General features: G+C 58.9%; 14 protein-coding genes and 1 pseudogene. 8 read left to right on the top strand and 7 right to left on the bottom strand.

Translation table 11 applies throughout. From position 1 onward, the window contains the following. Window positions 1-151: 151 nt before the first annotated feature. Together HBO11_RS28655 and HBO11_RS09895 are read left to right on the top strand one after the other, a co-directional pair. Complete coding sequence (locus tag HBO11_RS28655) at window positions 152-2,752, top strand: hypothetical protein (protein ID WP_262381026.1); 2,601 nt, start codon at window positions 152-154, stop codon at window positions 2,750-2,752. 13 nt (window positions 2,753-2,765) lie between these two features. Further along, entirely contained in the window at window positions 2,766-3,170 is a 405-nt protein-coding gene (locus HBO11_RS09895) for a lysozyme inhibitor LprI family protein (RefSeq protein ID WP_169951093.1), read from the top strand. A gap of 165 nt (window positions 3,171-3,335) precedes the next feature. Here the strand turns inward: HBO11_RS09895 and HBO11_RS09890 are convergent. Further along, window positions 3,336-3,563: pseudogene (locus HBO11_RS09890) on the bottom strand (IS3 family transposase); the annotation flags it as partial. A gap of 263 nt (window positions 3,564-3,826) precedes the next feature. On the opposite strand from HBO11_RS09890, the gene mscL reads away from it, so the two are divergent. Next, a complete protein-coding gene (gene mscL / locus HBO11_RS09885) occupies window positions 3,827-4,243 on the top strand; it encodes a large-conductance mechanosensitive channel protein MscL (RefSeq protein ID WP_169951095.1) in 417 nt (138 codons plus the stop codon). Between the two features lie 58 nt (window positions 4,244-4,301). Here the strand turns inward: mscL and HBO11_RS09880 are convergent, their stop codons facing one another. Next, on the bottom strand, window positions 4,302-5,078 hold the full coding sequence (locus tag HBO11_RS09880; RefSeq protein WP_169951097.1) for a ferredoxin--NADP reductase: 777 nt from the start codon (window positions 5,076-5,078) through the stop codon (window positions 4,302-4,304). A 413-nt stretch (window positions 5,079-5,491) separates the two neighbouring features. Here HBO11_RS09880 and HBO11_RS09875 point away from each other — a divergent pair, with 413 nt between their 5' ends. Continuing rightward, window positions 5,492-6,202: a LuxR family transcriptional regulator gene (locus tag HBO11_RS09875; RefSeq protein WP_169951099.1), complete on the top strand. Its 711-nt coding sequence runs from the start codon at window positions 5,492-5,494 to the stop codon at window positions 6,200-6,202. A 177-nt stretch (window positions 6,203-6,379) separates the two neighbouring features. After that, window positions 6,380-7,504, top strand: a complete 1,125-nt coding sequence (locus tag HBO11_RS09870; RefSeq protein ID WP_169951101.1) for a methyltransferase — start codon at window positions 6,380-6,382, stop codon at window positions 7,502-7,504. A gap of 51 nt (window positions 7,505-7,555) precedes the next feature. On the opposite strand, the gene HBO11_RS09865 is transcribed toward HBO11_RS09870, so the two are convergent. Genes HBO11_RS09865 through HBO11_RS09855 form a run of 3 tightly spaced genes read right to left on the bottom strand, consistent with a single transcriptional unit; the run spans window position 7,556 to window position 10,186 of the window. Then, entirely contained in the window at window positions 7,556-7,723 is a 168-nt protein-coding gene (locus HBO11_RS09865) for a DUF2474 domain-containing protein (RefSeq protein ID WP_169951104.1), read from the bottom strand. A gap of 12 nt (window positions 7,724-7,735) precedes the next feature. Next, window positions 7,736-8,743 (bottom strand): cytochrome d ubiquinol oxidase subunit II, encoded by a 1,008-nt coding sequence (gene cydB / locus HBO11_RS09860; RefSeq protein WP_029292140.1) that lies wholly within the window; start codon window positions 8,741-8,743, stop codon window positions 7,736-7,738. Window positions 8,744-8,746: 3 nt separating this feature from the next. Beyond that, window positions 8,747-10,186, bottom strand: a complete 1,440-nt coding sequence (locus HBO11_RS09855; protein WP_169951106.1) for a cytochrome ubiquinol oxidase subunit I — start codon at window positions 10,184-10,186, stop codon at window positions 8,747-8,749. A gap of 344 nt (window positions 10,187-10,530) precedes the next feature. Between HBO11_RS09855 and HBO11_RS09850 the strand changes: the two genes are divergently transcribed. Further along, a complete protein-coding gene (locus HBO11_RS09850; RefSeq protein ID WP_169951108.1) occupies window positions 10,531-11,763 on the top strand; it encodes an MFS transporter in 1,233 nt (410 codons plus the stop codon). 111 nt (window positions 11,764-11,874) lie between these two features. On the opposite strand, the gene HBO11_RS09845 is transcribed toward HBO11_RS09850, so the two are convergent. Continuing rightward, window positions 11,875-12,321 carry a DUF4879 domain-containing protein gene (locus HBO11_RS09845; RefSeq protein ID WP_169951110.1) on the bottom strand — a complete coding sequence of 149 codons (447 nt, stop codon included), beginning with the start codon at window positions 12,319-12,321 and terminating at the stop codon, window positions 11,875-11,877. A 211-nt stretch (window positions 12,322-12,532) separates the two neighbouring features. Here HBO11_RS09845 and HBO11_RS09840 point away from each other — a divergent pair, with 211 nt between their 5' ends. Together HBO11_RS09840 and trmA are read left to right on the top strand one after the other, a co-directional pair. Beyond that, window positions 12,533-13,828 (top strand): NCS2 family permease, encoded by a 1,296-nt coding sequence (locus HBO11_RS09840; RefSeq protein WP_169951112.1) that lies wholly within the window; start codon window positions 12,533-12,535, stop codon window positions 13,826-13,828. Then, window positions 13,825-14,904, top strand: a complete 1,080-nt coding sequence (trmA, locus tag HBO11_RS09835; protein WP_169951114.1) for a tRNA (uridine(54)-C5)-methyltransferase TrmA — start codon at window positions 13,825-13,827, stop codon at window positions 14,902-14,904. Before HBO11_RS09840 ends, trmA begins: the two co-directional genes overlap by 4 nt. A gap of 248 nt (window positions 14,905-15,152) precedes the next feature. Here trmA and HBO11_RS09830 read toward each other — a convergent pair whose 3' ends face one another. After that, a complete protein-coding gene (locus tag HBO11_RS09830) occupies window positions 15,153-17,903 on the bottom strand; it encodes a TonB-dependent receptor (protein ID WP_169951116.1) in 2,751 nt (916 codons plus the stop codon). Between the last annotated feature and the right edge of the window lie 249 nt (window positions 17,904-18,152).

Genomic DNA, 18,152 nt, shown 5'->3' with positions numbered 1-18,152 from the left:
TGCGAACCAATCGCGAGCTGATAATGCCCTGCTGATCAACCAAATCCTTTGGGAGTGAGTGACTTTGGGAAAGGTCCTATTTACTTCCGATAACCACCGCTCCAGGGTGCCTTGGTCCCACCCCATTGCACAAGCAGGAGTGAAATACAGCATGGCTAACGTGCTATCTCAGGTTTTTAACTTCTTCAGCAGTGACCGTGTGGCCCCGAGTTATGCGTCAAGTGCGCCGGATTTAGTGCCGTCAGAAGCAGATCAGGTCCCGCCTCATGTGCTGACACCAACAAGTACCGCTGCCCTGCAACCACTGAGGAACTGGAGCCATCCTTTCAAGGACGGACGCAATCCGCTGCTTCAGTTAACTAAATTGGCCAAGGCGACGGCGGGTTACTACCCGTTGGGGCGCAATGGCCTCTGGCACGGCGGTGTGCATTTTGACGGTGGCACCGCTGACACCCTGGATCAGTCCAGCGTGCATTGCCTGGGGGACGGCGAAGTGGTGGCTTATCGCATCGATGAGCACTCACCGACCACGACCTACTTCGTCGATGAACTGTGCGTAGCAAAGCCGTTCTCACGTAATTTTGTGCTAGTGCGCCACCACCTCCAGCCGCCTAAAATCGAAGGCAGCCAGGATGCGCCGCCCAGCTTGACCGTCTACAGCCTGTACATGCACCTACAGGGCTGGGCGGATTACCAACGTGACTTGGGCATAGCCCGCCCAGCGTTCTGGCCCGAGGGGCAGAACCGTCGGATCAAGGCAACGGTGACAGACATACTCCCAGGCCATCCAGAGCAACGAGGTCTGAAGGTGTTTAACCAGCCGCAGCAGGGCAAAGTGCTCGCCATCCTACCGCGGGGTGCGGAGGTGACCGTTACCGGAGAGGGGGATTACCGCAAGCTGGAGAACACCAATGGACCGGACGGCCTGAAAAGCGCCGATGGTTCGTTATGCGGCTACCTTTCCATGAATTTTTTGGAACCCATCGCCGGGGACGAGTATCGGGTCAAGGGCAATCCGTCGCTCAACGTCCGGGCTGAAGCGAACGGCAGTAGCACCGTTATTACGACGCTACCACAGGGTACGGAAGTGACGGTCCGTGGTGAGGGCGAATTCCGCAAGTTGGAGCGGGTGAACCAGTACATTCATTTCAATTCGCTGGAGGGTGCGCGTGCGCCGATGGCGGACCGCATCGTGGTCCTCGACCACCCCATAGCCATCAAGGCCGGCGAGCTAATTGGTCACCTTGGGTTGTATCAAGACGGCGGTGCGCAGCACCCGGAAAAGAAACTGCACCTGGAAGTGTTCAGCGCCGATGACGTGGGTCTGTTCATCGAAGCTAGCCGGGCTTGGGCAGATCGACTGCCCGCCACTGGCAAGACCTGGCTGAAACTGGCCAAGGGCACCACGGTGGTGACGCATCAGGCGAGTTTCAACGCCACGCAGCCCCCAACCTTGAACGCCGCCAATACACCCAGCGATGCCGATTTATTGGTCCCTAAAAGCCTTCTCAATAGCCTGCGCGCCACGGATAAAATCGTGATCCCGGCGACGGCTGATCGCAAAGCTTATAACTGGTACCACCTCGATGGGCTGCTGCATGACGCTAACAACGAGTTGCTCGACGGTTGGGTGCGCGAAGAAGTGGGGGTTACTCCTTGGGTTAATCCTTGGTCGTGGGAGGGGTATGGAATCATTCACAACTACGACGCTCCCCGGCAATACCTGGCCTCGTTCTTCCGAGCGGTTAGCCGCTTCAGTGAAGGGGAAGTTGAGCGCCATGGGGCTTTGGCTGATAAGGCGGATAACGGCACGATGATGCGTCGTCTGTACGACATTATCGACCGTAACCATGATGGAAAGATGACCGCTGACGAGCTTCAAGCAGCGATTGGTTTGCCCGCGCAAGCGCAGGCACTTGCGCAATTAATTATCTATTACGTCAGCGAGTGGCAGTACGCCCCCACTAAGTGGGACGCACTGGACGAAGTGCTGGGCCATAGCGGCTCAACCCCACTCCTGAACTGGGTCGCGGAGAAAGAGCGGATCAAGCAAATCAATTGGTGGAATGAGGTAGCGCCCAAGGTTGGGTTGCCAGTGTTGGGGGGTGTGTATCACTTTCATCCGGTGGGGTTGGTGGGGCTATTCGCCTATATTGGTCCTGGGTCGAAGATACTTGCTGGTCAAATCACCTTTAATGCTGAGGGGAATGATATATCAAGCTCAATGTACTATAGCAAAGTCATTCACTGGCCTGGAAATGATCTGTCTGGAGTAACTTTAGGTCGGGGTTATGATATGGGGAGTCGAACACAGAGCGAAATATACGCTCATATGACTCAAGCAGGCATAGAAAATGAGCAAGCCAGAAAAATTTCGTTAGCGCATGGATTAAAAGGATTGGACGCAAGAAACTTTGTAAGAAACAACCAAGCATTGATTGGCGAAATAACAGGCGACCAACAAATACGCCTGTTTAACATTGTTTACCCTGACTACATAGATAGAGCAGTTTTTATTTATAATAAATGGACTGCCTCTGAGGTTGGAAGACTTGAGTGGGTGAGCCTGGATCAGGCCATTCGCGATGTGCTAGTTGATTTTGTGTACCAGGGGTTTACTACTGGGCCTAACCCAATGAAATCAGGCATGCGCAATAGCAGGTCGGAAATGATTTCATACATTGAAAGTACGCCCGCCATTAACCAGTACGAGCAAGGTCGGAAACGAGCCGATTACTTAAGAAAATATTAGTAGAGGATACATTATGACTATAAGATTTGTTTTGACTTTATCATTTTTTGTTTCATACGCTTGTTATGCAGAATCTCCACAGCCAGTTTTTTGCTCTGATATAGGTACAGATAGCCAAGGAATATACGAATGCTCTAAACGTAAAAATACAGATGCAGACATTCAATTAAATAGCACCTACAAAGCGCTAAACAATAAAATAGATACTGAGTATAAAATCGATCCAATGTTAGGTGCTTCACTTAAAGAACACATAAAAAAATCACAGAGAGCCTGGATTATTCTAAGGAATGAAAATTGCGCCATTGAAAGCTTTATGGTTGACCCTGGAACACAAGCATTCGAAACGACAAAAAATTTTTGTATGGCTAGACAAAGTATTGAAAGAATCCACTATTTGAATGATTTAAAGCTATAAATGGTGGGAGCCGGAATCCCCAGATTTTCATTTGCAGGTAGCGTGAGCCCGTCGCGATGAAACGCGAGCCCACGCCGTCGAATGCAAGCTCATTTGCAATTAATGTGAGCCGAAGGCTGGACTGGACTGCCCCCGGCATCGTAGACATCTCCAGCCTATGCTGGACTACCCCCGCTCCCGTAGACATTTTCCAGCCTCAAAGGCCTCAGGACTGATGCCGCCCAGGTGACTGTGACGACGCGTTCGGTTGTAAAACGCCTCAATGTAATCGAATACGTCGGCACGGGCCATGTCCCGGGTTTTGTAGATCCTCTTGCGGATGCGTTCTTTTTTCAGGCTACTGAAAAAAGACTCAGCTACGGCATTGTCCCAGCAGTTTCCTCGGCGGCTCAGTCCAAGCATAGGCTGGAGATGTCTACGATGCTGGGGGCAGTCCATTCTTGGGGGCCGCTGGGTCAGTACTCGACATGCGCCGCGTTGCAACTTGAGTGGCTCACAACCACTGGAAACAAATGTCACAACCACCAGCGCCCATAAACTATTTGCGTTTTAATGTGTCGATTGCAACGAACAGTGTTAACAGTTGTGTCGAGCAAGTCACTGCAGACTGACTTACACTGAGTTCCTCTCCTCTCAACTGTAACAAGGAATAACCTATGGGCGTGATCAGTGAGTTCAAGGCCTTCGCGGTCAAAGGTAATGTGGTCGACATGGCGGTCGGTATTATCATCGGCGCCGCCTTCGGCAAAATTGTTTCGTCCTTCGTAGGCGACGTGGTGATGCCGCCCATCGGCCTGCTGATCGGCGGTGTGGACTTCGGTGACCTGGCGGTAACGCTCAAGGCAGCACAGGGCGATGCACCTGCGGTGGTCCTGGCCTACGGTAAATTCATCCAGAGCGTCATTGACTTTGTGATCGTCGCGTTCGCGATCTTCATGGGTGTCAAGGCCATCAACCGTCTCAAGCGTGAAGAAGCCGTGGCGCCAAGCCTGCCACCGGTCCCCACCAAGGAAGAGGAACTGCTGGGGGAGATCCGCGATCTGCTCAAGGCCCAGAACAACAAGCCCCTGTAGCCGACCCGCAATACCTGTCGGCCACAGAAAAAGGCGCCCCTGACCGGGCGCCTTTTTTCTACCAGTAGTTTTCTACCGCCACCTGCCCTGGCCGACGCGCCAGGCTCAGTTGCATATCACGCTGCTTGAGCAGTTGCCGGGTGTCATCGATCATCTGCGGATTGCCGCAAATCATCACCCGCGAATGCAAAGGCGTCAGCGCTACGCCCGCCGCACGCTCCAGCTCGCCATTTTCGATCAGGGTCGTGATCCGCCCATTCAATGCACCCGGCCGCTGCTCACGGGTCACGATAGGCAGGTAGGTGAGTTTATGGGCGTGTTCGCTCAAGTACTCGCGCTCGCCCAATTCCTTGATCAGGGTCTGGTAGGCCAGCTCCCGAGCTTCCCTGGCGCTGTAGACCAGGATGATCCGCTCGAATTTTTCCCAGGCTTCAAAGTCCTGCAGGATCGACAGAAATGGTGCGATCCCCGTGCCGGTGCCCAGCAGCCAAAGGTCACGACCATCGACAAAACGATTCAGGGTCAAGAAACCGGTGGCCTGGCGCTCCACCAGCAACTCGTCGCCCACCCGCAGGCGACTCAGCTCACTGGTGAACTCACCACCGGGCACCACAATAGAGAAAAACTCCAGGAACTCATCAAAGGGCGACGACACCACCGAATAGGCACGCCACACCAGGCTGCCATCGGGTTTGGTCACGCCCAGGCGAACAAACTGCCCGGCGGTGAAACGGAACCCCGGGTCCCGGGTAGTACGCAGGGTAAACAGGCTGGGGGTCAACGACTGCACATCGATCAGGGTCTGGCGTGTGAATTTTTCCGCACTGGCCGTCATGGGGGGCTCCGGTCTACAGGTAACCCCTAGTGTCCCCCAAAGCGACGCCTGGAAACACCGTTGGTTTGCAGTGACATCCTGCGTGCCTCCACTGACCAATACAGAAAAGATGGCCATCTGCCTTCAATTCAAACCATTTGGCTATTAAGTCCTACTCATAACCCCTACATGAAAATTCATAAACTGTATCGCAACCCTGCCCTAAGCAAATGAATGACAAAGAAATTCACTCACATCATCAGCCCCCCCGCCCGCGCGCCCAGGACCATGGGTATCAATCAGTTCTACTAAAAAACGCAACGCTAAGTGCGAAAATTCCCATCTGGGTTTTACATGCTGTCCTACACTCGATTCGGTAACGCTAAGGGGACCGCGTTGCGAACAATCAGTGTGCGACTCATGGAGATTTACCAATGGTCAACTGGCGCAACACACGTCTACCCAAACTAGAAGGTGAGGATGAGGTGACGACTATGTTCGAGGCTGCTCTGAACATTACCTATGAGCTGGGCTTTGAATATTGCGGTTTTATGATGGGCTCCAATGCGGTTTATCAGCCATTCAAGAACATCCACCTCAATAATTATCCAAGTGAATGGAACACTCTCTACAAAACAGAACATTACTTCGATATGGACCCGCTGGTCAGCCACTGCAAACGCGATGTACTGCCCATCGTCTGGGAAGAAAAAACCTACTCTGCAGTGCCGGACATGTGGGTTCACTTGCAAGCCCAGGGTCTCAATTTTGGCTGGGCGCAGTCGGTGCATGACTTCCGTGGCTTTTTCAGCATGATCAACCTGGGACGACGCCAGGAACCGGTGCAAGCCCAGGAACTGTATGAGAAAGCCGGCCAGGTCTTGTGGATCTGCCATGCCTTGCATACCGTCGCGGCCCAGGCCTATGCCAAGGAGCCGGCCTGCCAGTGCCCCACCAAGCTCACCAGTCGCGAGACCGAAATCCTGCAATGGTCGGCACTGGGCAAGACAGCTGCCGATATCGCGACAATTCTCTGCCTGTCCGAGCGCACTGTCGGTTTTCATATCAGCAGTGCGATGCGCAAGCTGGGGGTGAGCAATAAGATTGCCGCGGTGATCACGGCAGTCAAACACGGCCTTTTTTGAGTACAGCCCGCGCCCCCCCATGTTGAAAACACCGAATGTAATCCGCCGGAAAAAAACGTAACATTTACGGCCAGTTCTGAGTGATGACGCCTCTCGTCAACGCCCGCGTCGCAGTCCACTCAGAAGGTTCCGCGCCAGGCCCGGAACACCCGTCGATTATCCAGAGTTCCCCCCGCCATGCCCCTGCTCGATAGCCCCTTCGCCCAACTCGACCTGATCCGCCAGCCCGAGCAGCAAAACGAACCGCTGCAAGCCTTCGATGCGGCCGACGAGTATCTGCTTGCCTACCTGGCCGAGCAGCAACCGGCCAGCAGCACCCGCGTACTGGTGCTCAATGACAGTTTTGGGGCATTGGCGGCCAGCCTTGAGGGGCATGTGCATGTCACCAGCAGCGGCGATTCATTCCTCGGCGCCCAGGCCCTGCAAAAAAACCTGATGCGCAATGGCAAGGCCTTCGATGCCCTCTCGTTCGTGCCTGCCAGCCAGGTGCCCAGCGGGCCCTTCGATCGGGTACTGATCCGGGTACCAAAAACCCTGGCGCTGCTCGAAGAACAATTGATCCGCCTGCAGGACCAATTGGCGCCAGGTGCCGAAGTGATCGCGGGGGCCATGGTCAAGCACCTGCCCCGCGCCGCCGGTGAACTGCTGGAGCGTTACATCGGGCCGATGCACGCGTCGCTGGCGGTGAAAAAGGCCAGGTTGCTGATCGCCACCCTGGCTGATCGCCCTCGCATCGTATCGCCCTACCCCACGCGTTATCGCCTGGACGCGCCGGCCATCGAGCTACTCAACCACGCCAATGTGTTCTGCCGCGAAGGCCTGGATATCGGCACCCGTGCCTTCCTGCCTCATCTGCCGCACAACCTGGGGAACGCCCGCGTGGCTGACCTGGGTTGCGGCAACGGCGTGCTGGCGATTGCCAGCGCCCTGCACAACCCCGAGGCGCAGTACACCTTGGTGGACGAGTCCTATATGGCCGTACAGTCGGCCGCCGAAAACTGGCGCGCGGCCCTGGGTGAGCGGCCCGTGATGATTCGCCCCGGCGACGGCCTGGCGGACCAGGAGCCGCAATCGTTGGACGTGGTGCTATGCAACCCGCCGTTCCACCAGCAGCAGGTGGTGGGGGATTTCCTTGCATGGCGCATGTTCCAGCAGGCCCGCGAAGCGCTGGTAGTCGGCGGCGCGTTGTACATCGTCGGCAACCGCCACCTGGGTTATCACAGCAAGCTGGCGCGCCTGTTCCGTGGTGTGGAGCAGGTGGCGGCGACACCAAAGTTCGTGATTCTCAAGGCCCGCAAATAACACAGGCAAAAAAAACCCTCCATTAAAGGAGGGTCAAGACTGCATGGGATGTCAGTGAGTGCTCAGGCCCGCGGCGTTCATGAACATGCGCATCAGGCTGGCCACCACGAACAGGGCCAGGACGCTGCCGGTCCAGATCATTGCCAACCAGCCCAGGCGTTGCCACAGCGGCTTTTTCTCGGCCTGTTCGATATCGTCCAGTGAAGGTTTACCGGTCATGGTCCATGCCTCCTAGTGATAGCCGTCTTCATGGGTCACCTTGCCGCGGAACACGTAGTAGCTCCAGAAGGTGTAGCCCAGGATGAACGGGATGATGAACAGCGTACCCACCAGCATGAAGCCCTGGCTTTGCGGCGGCGCGGCGGCATCCCAGATCGACACCGACGGCGGGATGATGTTCGGCCACAGGCTGATGCCCAGGCCGCTGTAGCCGAGGAAGATCAACACCAGCGTCAGCAGGAACGGCGCGTAATGGGCATTGCGGGCCACGGCACGCACCAGCGCATACATGGTCACCAGCACCAGGATCGGCACCGGCAGGAACCAGAACAGGTTCGGCAGGGTGAACCAGCGCGAGGCGATGTCCGGGTGGGCCAGGGGCGTCCAGATGCTGACGATGCCAATCACCGCCAACACGACGAACGCCAGGGGCCGCGCCAGGTTGTGCATCTGCTCTTGCAGCTTGCCTTCGGTCTTCATGATCAGCCAGGTGCAGCCCAGCAGGGCATAGGCCACGATCAAGGCCACGCCGCAAAACAGGGCAAACGGCGAGAACCAGTCCAATGAGCCGCCGGCGAACTGGCGGTCAACCACCGGAATGCCTTCAATGAATGCCCCCAGCGCCACGCCCTGGAAGAAGGTCGCCGCCAGCGAGCCGCCGATAAACGCCTTGTCCCACAAGTGGCGCTTGTCATCCTTGGCCTTGAAGCGGAACTCAAAGGCCACGCCACGGAAGATCAGGCCGATCAGCATCAGGATCAGCGGCAGGTACAGCGCCGAGAGCACCACCGAATAGGCCAATGGGAAGGCGCCAAACAATGCCGCGCCCCCCAGCACCAGCCAGGTTTCGTTGCCGTCCCACACCGGGGCGACGGTATTCATCATCACGTCGCGGTCAGTCTTGCCCGGGATAAACGGGAAGAGAATGCCGATCCCCAGGTCAAAGCCATCCATGACCACGTACATCATGATGCCGAAGATGATGATCACGGCCCAGATCAGCGGAAGATCAATACCCATGACTCAATTCCCCTTGTTCAGAGTGTCGCCGTGATCAGCGTCGCCGCTGTCATCGGCTGCCGACAATGGACGCGCCGGGGTACGTTGCTGCCCGGGGCCGCCGTGGGCCGGTTCGGTGCTGTCGTGGGTGACCGGGCCTTTGCGCACCAGGCGCATCATGTAGCCAAGGCCTGCGCCGAACAGGGCGAAGTACACCACCACAAACAGCGCCAGGGTGATGCTCATCTGCACCACGCTGTGGTTGGAAGAGGCGTCCGCCGTGCGCATCAAGCCGTAGACCACCCAGGGCTGGCGCCCGATTTCGGTGGTGAACCAGCCGGCCAGGATCGCAATCAACCCCGACGGGCCCATCCATAGCGCCAGGTACAGGAACGGTTTGTTGGTGTACAGCCTGTCGCCCTTGCGCAGCCAGAGGCTGAACAGGCCGGTGAAGATCATCAGCATGCCCAGGCCGACCATGACCCGGAACGACCAGAACACGATGGTCGAGTTGGCACGATCCTCAGGTGGGAACTCCTTGAGGGCCGGCACTTGCTTGTCCAGGGAGTGGGTGAGGATCAGGCTGCCCAGGTAGGGGATTTCCACCTTGTACTTGGTGCGCTCTTCCTTCATGTCCGGCCAGCCGAACAGGATCAGCGGGGTCGGCTCATTGCCGATGTTTTCCCAGTGGCCTTCAATCGCCGCAATTTTCGCCGGCTGGTGCTTGAGGGTGTTGAGGCCATGGAAGTCACCGATCACCGCCTGGATCGGCGCGACGATCAGGGCCATCCACATCGCCATCGACAGCATGGTGCGGATCGCCGGGTTGTCCTTGCCCCGCAGCAGATGCCAGGCCGCCGACGATCCGACAAAAAACGCGGTGGCGACAAACGCCGCCGTGGCCATGTGCGCCAGGCGATAGGGGAACGAAGGGTTGAAGATCACGGCCAGCCAATCGGTGGGGATCACCCGGCCGTCGATGATTTCAAAGCCTTGTGGCGTCTGCATCCAGCTGTTGGAGGCGAGGATCCAGAAGGTCGAGATCAGCGTACCGACGGCCACCATCACCGTGGCAAAGAAGTGCAGCTTGCGCCCGACCTTGTTCCAGCCAAACAGCATCACCCCAAGGAAGCCCGCTTCGAGGAAGAACGCGGTGAGCACTTCATAGGTCAGCAACGGCCCCGTGACAGAGCCGGCGAAGTCCGAGAAGCGGCTCCAGTTGGTACCGAACTGATAGGCCATGACCAGGCCCGAGACCACCCCCATGCCGAAGTTGACGGCAAAGATCTTCGACCAGAAATGGTAGAGGTCACGGTAGGTATCGTTGTGGGTCTTGAGCCACAGGCCCTCCAGTACCGCGAGGTAACTGGCCAGGCCAATGGTGATGGCCGGGAACAGGATATGGAACGAGATGGTGAATGCGAATTGAATTCGGGCGAGATCTAGCGCCTCCAAACCGAACATAAGTCTTCCTCTGTCAGGTAATACCGGCTACAGGCAGGGAGGCCTGCACCCACTGCTCCCACGGATATGGAGTGTGGCGAATTGCAATTCGTTCTTTTTTTACCAACCACGTAGGGATTCTGGCTTCTTGACCCCCACACCAACGCTGCAATCGGCATTGATCTGGATCAAGCATCGTTGAAAGAGTAGTCCCATTTTCCAGGTTGGACTGTGTGGTCTTTTGCCGCGTGACAGGTTGACTCAGCCAAATAGATGCCTTGCTAAGGATATTTGCCTGGCAGCAACTATTTGTTACAGCTTGATGCTAACCTCGGCACTTCCCAGGTTCAGTCCAGTCCTTGCCGATGCCCAGTGAAACCCCGCTGCTGTTACGTCATCACCGCCCTTTTATCGCGTTCTGGCTGGCCCGGATTTTTACCGCCAGCGGCTTCCAGATGCTCACCGTGGCCATCGGCTGGAACCTCTACCAACTGACCGGCAACGTGCTGGACCTGGGCTTGGTGGGCCTGGTGGAATTTGTCCCACGGGTGCTGTTCATGCTGCACACCGGGCATGTGGCCGACCGTTACGAACGGCGCAGGGTCGCCGCCATTTGCCAGACGTTGCAGGCGTTGATCGCCCTGGCCCTGGTCATCGGCAGCCTGACGGACAATGTCACCCGCGAGATGATTTTTATCCTCGCCTTCCTGCTGGGCGCAGCCCGCTCCTTCGAACTGCCCACCACCCAGGCGCTGTTGCCGAGCATCGTGCCCAGCGCCCTGTTTCCACGGGCAGTGGCGGCGGCGCAGTCGGCCCAGCAATCGGCAACCATCGTCGCGCCGGCCCTGGGCGGCTTGCTCTATGCCTTCGGCAGCGCCTGGGTGTATGGCCCGACGGTGCTGCTGTACCTGATTGCCTGCATGCTCACCCTCAACCTGCCCGCGCGGCAGACCCCACTGAACAAGGGCAAGGCCACCCTCGACTCGCTGCTCGCGGGGATTCGTTTTATCCGCAGCCGGCCGGACATCCTCGGGGCGATTTCCCTGGACCTGTTCGCCGTGCTGTTGGGCGGCGCCACAGCGTTGCTGCCGGTATTTGCCAAGGACATCCTGCTGACCGGCCCCTGGGGCCTTGGGCTGCTGCGCTCGGCGCCAGCGGTTGGGGCGCTGTTGATGTCATTGTGGCTAGCGCGGTTTGCCGTGGACCGGCACGTGGGCCGCGTGATGTTTACCGCTGTCGGGGTATTTGGCGTAGCGACCATCGCGTTCGGCCTGTCCACCTCGTTCTGGTTTTCGCTGGCGGTGCTGGTGGTGCTGGGGGCGGCAGACATGATCAGCATGGTGATCCGCGCCTCATTCGTGCAACTGGAAACCCCCGATGAAATGCGCGGGCGGGTCAGTGCGGTCAATGGGCTGTTTATCGGGGCGTCCAATCAGTTGGGCGAATTTGAATCCGGCGTCACCGCCCACTGGCTGGGCACAGTGCCAGCCGTGGTATTGGGCGGGGTCGGGACGCTGGTGGTGACGGGGGTATGGATCAAGCTGTTCCCGACGCTGGCCAAGCGGGACCGCATGCATACCCCGGCCGAAACGCCCTGAACCTGTAGGAGCCGGCTTGCCGGCGAAAAACCAGAGAGCAACACAGGCCACCAGGCACCCAGCGTTATCGTTGACGATTTTCGCCGGCAAGCCGGCTCCTACAGGGGGCCATCATTGGATGCGCAGCTGAGTCTTCAGGGTATTGCGCGGCGCATTGATCGATGTGTTGCTGTACTCGAACCAACCGGCGGCGCGGATATCCACGTCAAATACATAGATGTAGCCCATCAATGTGCCAGCGCCATTGCAGGCCTGGCTGACGGAGCCGACCTGGCAGATCGCGGTCTTTTGCCCCGCAAGCCGCGCCCCATCAAAGGTGGCGATGGAATTATTGCCCAGCCCCACTTCCATCACCGAGACCTGTGTCGGCCCACGGTGCTGGCACTGCCGGGTGCTGTCGACGCCCTCGGCGATGGACTCTTTGCACGCCTGGGACTGCACCTGGAATACCCGCACCTCGCTCAAGGCCGGTGCAGGCGCGCCCCACGTCGGTGCCGCCGCCAGCCACAGGCCGATACAGGCGAACGGAGCTAGACTCCACGCGATGGCTTTTTTCATGCTTTGGATGACCCTGGACTGAACGTCGACGGAGTATGCCTCAAGGCCACACTCAACAAAACCGAGGCTGGGCGCCACAGGCCGTCGACCTGCTGGTATGATGCGCCGCTTTTTCCGATCCTCTGTAGAAAACACGCGGCGCTTGGCGCAGTTTGTGCTTTGACTTTGAGGTCAACAAATCACGGCGCCGAGCGCGCCACAGGGAGCAGGCATGCTGGAAAAGCTGTTTCAACTCAAGGCACACAACACCAACGTGCGTACCGAGATTCTCGCCGGTATCACCACATTCCTGGCCATGGCCTACATCCTGTTCGTCAACCCGAGCATTCTCGGCGAGACCGGCATGGACAAGGGCGCGCTGTTTGTCGCCACTTGCCTGGCGGCGGCCATCGGCTCGACGATCATGGGCCTGATCGCCAACTACCCGATTGCCCTGGCACCGGGCATGGGCCTGAACGCCTTCTTTACCTACACCGTGGTCCTGCACCTGGGCCATACCTGGCAAGTGGCGCTGGGTGCGGTGTTTATCTCCGCCGTGCTGTTTTTCCTGCTGTCGATCTTCCGCATCCGCGAATGGATCATCAATGCCATCCCCCTGCCCCTGCGCTCGGCGATTGCCGCCGGTATCGGCCTGTTCCTGGCGCTGATCGCCCTGCACAACGCCGGCATCGTGGTCAGCAACCCGGCGACCATGCTGGGCATGGGCGACCTGGCCAAACCCGCACCCATCCTCGCCACCCTGGGGTTCTTCCTGATCGTGGCCCTGGAAGCCTTGAAAGTGCGCGGCGCGGTGTTGATCGGCATCCTCGCGGTGACCATCGCCGCCATCGCGCTCGGCGTCACCCCATTCGGCGGCGTGGTATCGATGCCTCCGTCCCTGGCCCCGACCTTCCTGCAACTGGACATCGCCGGCGCCCTGGACGTGGGCTTGATCAGCGTGATCTTCGCTTTCCTGTTCGTTGACCTGTTCGACAACTCCGGCACCCTGATCGGCGTCGCCAAGCGCGCCGGCCTGATGGGCAAGGACGGCCACATGCCGAAAATGGGCCGCGCCCTGATTGCCGACAGCACTGCGGCCATGGCCGGTTCGTTGCTGGGTACCTCGACCACCACCAGCTACATCGAGTCGGCGGCTGGCGTGAGTGCGGGTGGCCGCACTGGCCTGACGGCCATCGTGGTCGCGATCATGTTCCTGCTGGCGCTGTTCTTCTCGCCGCTGGCGGCCAGCGTCCCGGCATTTGCCACCGCACCCGCGCTGCTGTTTGTCGCAGTGTTGATGACCTCGGGCCTGGCGGAAATCGACTGGGACGATATTACTGTTGCCGCGCCGGTGGTGATCACCGCCCTGGCGATGCCCTTCACTTACTCCATCGCCAACGGCATCGCCTTCGGCTTCATCGCCTGGACCGGTATCAAGCTGCTGACAGGCCGCTACCGTGAACTCAACCCAGCGCTGGTGATCCTGTCGATCCTGTTCGTGATCAAGCTAGGCTGGTTCCCCGCATGACTTTTGACGCAGCAAGTTACGCCCTGCAACTGCAAGAAAAGGTCACGCGCTTGCGTGACCTGCTCGCGCCGTTCGATGCGCCCGAGCCACAGGTATTCGATTCGCCCCTGCAGAACTTCCGCCTGCGCGCCGAGTTCCGCCTGTGGCGCGAAGGCGGTCAGCGCCACTACGCGATGTTCTCCCAGGACGACAAGCGCACGCCGATCCTGATCGAAGAGTTTCCCATCGCCAGCCTGCGCATCAACCAGCTGATGCCGCAACTCAAGGCCGCCTGGCAAGCCAGCGCCGCCCTGAGCCACAAGCTGTTCCAGGTGGAGTTCCTCACCACCCTGGCCGGCGATGCGATGATCACGCTGTGCTATCACCGCCCGCTGGATGAGCATTGGCACACCGCTGCCAACAAGCTGGCGGCCGACCTGAACGTCAGCATCATCGGCCGTTCCAAGGGCAAGCGCGATGTGATCGGCCACGACTATGTGGTGGAGAAACTCGATGTCGGCGGTCGCACCTTCAGCTATCGCCAGCCCGAAGGCGCCTTCACCCAGCCCAACGGCACGGTGAACCAGAAGATGCTCAACTGGGCCTATGACGCCCTGGGCGATCGCAGTGATGACCTGCTGGAGCTGTATTGCGGCAACGGCAACTTCACCCTGCCCCTGGCTACCCGCGTGCGCAAAGTGCTGGCCACCGAGATCAGCAAGACCTCGGTCAACGCCGCCCTGAGCAACCTCGATGAAAACGCGGTGGATAACGTCACCCTGGTGCGCCTGTCCGCCGAAGAACTGACCCAAGCCCTGAACGAAGTGCGGCCATTCCGACGCCTGCACGGTATCGACCTCAAGAGCTATGAGTTCGCCAGCATCTTCGTCGACCCGCCCCGCGCAGGCATGGACCCAGACACCTGCGAGTTGACCCGACGCTTCGAGAACATCCTGTACATCTCCTGCAACCCGGAAACGCTGGCGGCGAACATTGCGCAACTGCATGACACGCACCGCATCACCCGGTGTGCGATGTTCGACCAGTTCCCGTGGACCCACCATATGGAATCGGGCGTGCTGCTGACCCGGCGCTAAACCCTCGGTCCCGGCAGATCTGGAAAAATGTAGGAGCGGGCTTGCCCGCGATTACGGTGTATCAGTCAAAATCTATCTGGCTGACCCACCGTAATCGCGGGCAAGCCCGCTCCCACATAAGCCCGCTACCCCCGGTTTAACATCATTGCTCCTTGCGGGGCCGGCCGCCCTGCTTGCCATTGGCGCGGGCGGCGGCCGACTTGGCGACTCCTTCTAAGTGCCAGGGCCGGAACGCTGGAACACCTTGCTCAGAACTTGTACTCAAGCATCCCGCTCAACGTACGGCCCCGCGCCAGGCTGAGGTTGTTGGCGTCGCCCATGGCCACGAAATAGGCTTCATCGGTGGCGTTTTCCAGGGCCAGGCCAAGGTTCAAGTGGTCGGTCATCCAGTAACTGGCATACAGGTCGTAGAGGGTGTACTGCGGCCACAGTGCCTGGTCGATAAAGTCATAACCCTGCTGGTTGAGGTTGGCACCGTTGCCCGAGCTGTAGCGCACCCGCACGCCGGTATCCAGGCGTTTTTCCAGGAACCGCGCGCCCAACGTCACCGAGCCGCGATCCGCCGGCATATAGGTGGCGTTGCCCATGATCCGCCCGCAACTTTCCTTGTTGTTGGCAACGTCATCATCCAGCACTTCATAAGTAGTGACCGGCCGGATGCCGGGGCGCCCGTCCGGGCGGATGTAGGACTCGATCCGCGTAGTCCGCGGCCCGCTGGTCTTGGCTCCGCCCATGTAGTAGTTCTTCGAGCAGAAGTCGTTACTGCCGATCATATGGGTGTAGCTCAAGTTGGCGTAGGCCCGGCCCATGTCGTAGTTGAGCTGGTACTCCATACCGCGAAAGCGCGTCGGGCCGGTGTTGTTGACGTAGGCCATGGTTCCGAGAAAACCGCCGACACTGGTATCTGGCAAGCTGACGCTGTGGTTGAGGAACGAGAAGTTGTCGATCTTGGTATCGAAGTAGGCGACCTTCATGCCCAGGCGGTCGTCGTTGAAAAACAGCCCTTCCTTGAACACGTTGACGCCCATTTCCCAATCCCGCGACTCTTCAGCCTTAAGGTACGGGTTGGGGAACACCCGCTCTGCCGAGCTGCCACCATGGGGGCGACCGGTCATGAAGGTTTCCGTGACCGCCGGCGGGCGCCAGCCCTTGCCCCAGCGCGCATAGAGTTGCATCCACTCAAGCCCCGGCTTGACGCCGATGCCGAAGGTGGGCGAGAAGTGCCCCTCTTCATTATCGATATCAAACACCTCGGCCACACGCTTGGCGCCCACCAGGCTGTTGTAGAAGCGGTCGCGCTTGTACAGGGTCATCCCGGTTTTGCCTTCAAGCCGGTAGCGGTCGTAACGCAGGCCGGCATCCAGGGTCAGCCAGTTGCCATATTCGTATTGCAGGTTGTTGAACAAGCTGGCGATGGTGCGTTTACCGCCCGGGGTGTCGCCTTCGACATACGGCAGCAGCCCCTGGAGGTTGACCGCCTCGACCTTGTTGGTGCGCGGCTTGAATTGGTCCTGGTACATCTCCAGGCCGTAGTTCCATTTGACCCGGCCCAGTGCCTCGAAATCGAAGCGCGAGGTGTTGTCCGCTTGCAGGCCCCAGGTATCGGTCTGGAAGTGATCGGTGTAGCCGCCGACCTCGTTGCCCGTACCAGGTGACGACAGGTTTGGCGCATTGGTGCGTTCCAACTGGGTGCTGACGTAATACGCCTTGGCCTTGAAATCGATCAGCGGGTTGTCTGGCGTGTAGCTATAGTCCAGCGCGACGTTCTTGGCCGCAAGGTTGTTCTTGCTCACGCGCCGGTAGTAAACGCTTTGTGCATCGTCGGCGGTATAGGCCCAGGCGTCGTTGCTGTCACTGTCGCTTTGCAGGTAGCTCAGTTGCACACGCTGGTCATTGGGCAGGTTCAGGCCCAGTTTGACGATCTGCGAGCGAGTCACGCTGCCCATATCGCCGACCTCGCTGTTCAACCAATCGTCAAACGCCTCGGGCTGATACTTGCGCGCGCGCAGGTTGGTGCCCAGCTTCTGGTCGTTGTGGGTGCCGGCGTGGTAATCGCCGAAATGCCGCTCGCTGTAACCCAGCAGCACATCGCCACGCTCATCGCCAAAGGCAAATACACCGCTGCCATTGAAGTGGGTGCCATTGCCCAGTTTGCCGATGCCATTACCCGCGCGCAGACGCCCGCCGTACTCCTTGCCATCGGCCAGGAACTCGCTGGCGTCCAGGGTCTTGAATGACGCAATGCCACCGAGCACCGCCGCACCGCCCATGCCCGACTGGCTGCCTTTGTCGATCTCGATGCTGGAGATAAATTCAGGGTCGATCACCATCGTGCCGTTGCGCTGCTGGTGGCCGTTGACGTTGAAGTTCTGGCGCATGCCGTCAATGTTCATATTGACCCGGCCATAGTCCTGCACCCCACGGATATTCACCGACAAGCCAGGGTCACGCTGGTTGACGGCGGTGTAGACACCGGCGGTTTCCTCGAGCATGTCGGCGGCGTGCCGGGGTGGGCGCTTGTCGATCTGCTCGCGGGTGATCACCGCCACCGAGCGCGGGGTTTCATACACCCAGTCACTGGGCTTGCCGTTGGTGTTGGCGTTGATGGTGGTGGTGCCAACGGTCAACGCGTTGTCCTGTTCGACATTGACGCGATTGAGGGTGACCTGGCGCTCGCCGGTGAAGCGATACTCCACCGGCGCACTGCCCAGCAAACGCCCCAGGCCTTCCTGGACACTGTATTGGCCCTTCAGCGCGGTGCTGCTGAGGCCTTGCAGGCGGGGGCTATCGAACAGCACCTGCAAACCAGCCTGGTCGGCAAACGCCAGGACCGCGCCGCCCAGGGGTTGGGCGGGAATATCGAACATCAGCGTCGCAGGCTGCGAAGCGCCGGCCACCGGGGCGGCGGCGTAGGCCTGCCCGGCGCTGGCAAACAGACCCAAGTGAATGGCCAGGGCCAACCGGCTGCCGGTGACGCGCCCTTTGGTGATTGCAGACATCGTTGTGATCCCTTCGCTGAGCGTTTTTTGTTTATGCGAATACTTCTCGATTAGCAAGACGCGTCAGGGATAGAGACTCAGTAAGTGTTTCTGAAAATTGTTTGAAGATCAGCCAGGAATGCGGGCTTGTGTAGGAGCTGGCTTGCCGGCGATGCAGGCAACTCGGTCTACCAGGTAGACCGAGGTGATGCTATCGCAGGCTAGCCAGCGCCCACACAAAAGCGCCCGTTCACAGGGAGGTTTGCGGTA

It is taken from the genome of Pseudomonas sp. WS 5010 (assembly GCF_012985565.1).
Taxonomy (GTDB): Bacteria; Pseudomonadota; Gammaproteobacteria; order Pseudomonadales; family Pseudomonadaceae; genus Aquipseudomonas.
Note: the sequence above shows the minus strand (reverse complement) of the source record. Positions and strands in the feature narration are given on the sequence as shown.

What these genes read in the sequence shown, in the direction of transcription:
- HBO11_RS28655 (WP_262381026.1), top strand. Translation starts at nt 152, where the DNA reads ATGGCTAACGTGCTATCTCAGGTTTTTAACTTCTTCAGCAGTGACCGT.
- HBO11_RS09895 (WP_169951093.1), top strand. Translation starts at nt 2,766, where the DNA reads ATGACTATAAGATTTGTTTTGACTTTATCATTTTTTGTTTCATACGCT.
- HBO11_RS09875 (WP_169951099.1), top strand. Translation starts at nt 5,492, where the DNA reads ATGGTCAACTGGCGCAACACACGTCTACCCAAACTAGAAGGTGAGGAT.
- HBO11_RS09840 (WP_169951112.1), top strand. Translation starts at nt 12,533, where the DNA reads ATGCTGGAAAAGCTGTTTCAACTCAAGGCACACAACACCAACGTGCGT.
- trmA (WP_169951114.1), top strand. Translation starts at nt 13,825, where the DNA reads ATGACTTTTGACGCAGCAAGTTACGCCCTGCAACTGCAAGAAAAGGTC.
- HBO11_RS09880 (WP_169951097.1), bottom strand. Translation starts at nt 5,078, where the DNA reads ATGACGGCCAGTGCGGAAAAATTCACACGCCAGACCCTGATCGATGTG.
- HBO11_RS09845 (WP_169951110.1), bottom strand. Translation starts at nt 12,321, where the DNA reads ATGAAAAAAGCCATCGCGTGGAGTCTAGCTCCGTTCGCCTGTATCGGC.
- HBO11_RS09870 (WP_169951101.1), top strand. Translation starts at nt 6,380, where the DNA reads ATGCCCCTGCTCGATAGCCCCTTCGCCCAACTCGACCTGATCCGCCAG.
- cydB (WP_029292140.1), bottom strand. Translation starts at nt 8,743, where the DNA reads ATGGGTATTGATCTTCCGCTGATCTGGGCCGTGATCATCATCTTCGGC.
- HBO11_RS09830 (WP_169951116.1), bottom strand. Translation starts at nt 17,903, where the DNA reads ATGTCTGCAATCACCAAAGGGCGCGTCACCGGCAGCCGGTTGGCCCTG.
- mscL (WP_169951095.1), top strand. Translation starts at nt 3,827, where the DNA reads ATGGGCGTGATCAGTGAGTTCAAGGCCTTCGCGGTCAAAGGTAATGTG.
- HBO11_RS09855 (WP_169951106.1), bottom strand. Translation starts at nt 10,186, where the DNA reads ATGTTCGGTTTGGAGGCGCTAGATCTCGCCCGAATTCAATTCGCATTC.
- HBO11_RS09850 (WP_169951108.1), top strand. Translation starts at nt 10,531, where the DNA reads ATGCCCAGTGAAACCCCGCTGCTGTTACGTCATCACCGCCCTTTTATC.
- HBO11_RS09865 (WP_169951104.1), bottom strand. Translation starts at nt 7,723, where the DNA reads ATGACCGGTAAACCTTCACTGGACGATATCGAACAGGCCGAGAAAAAG.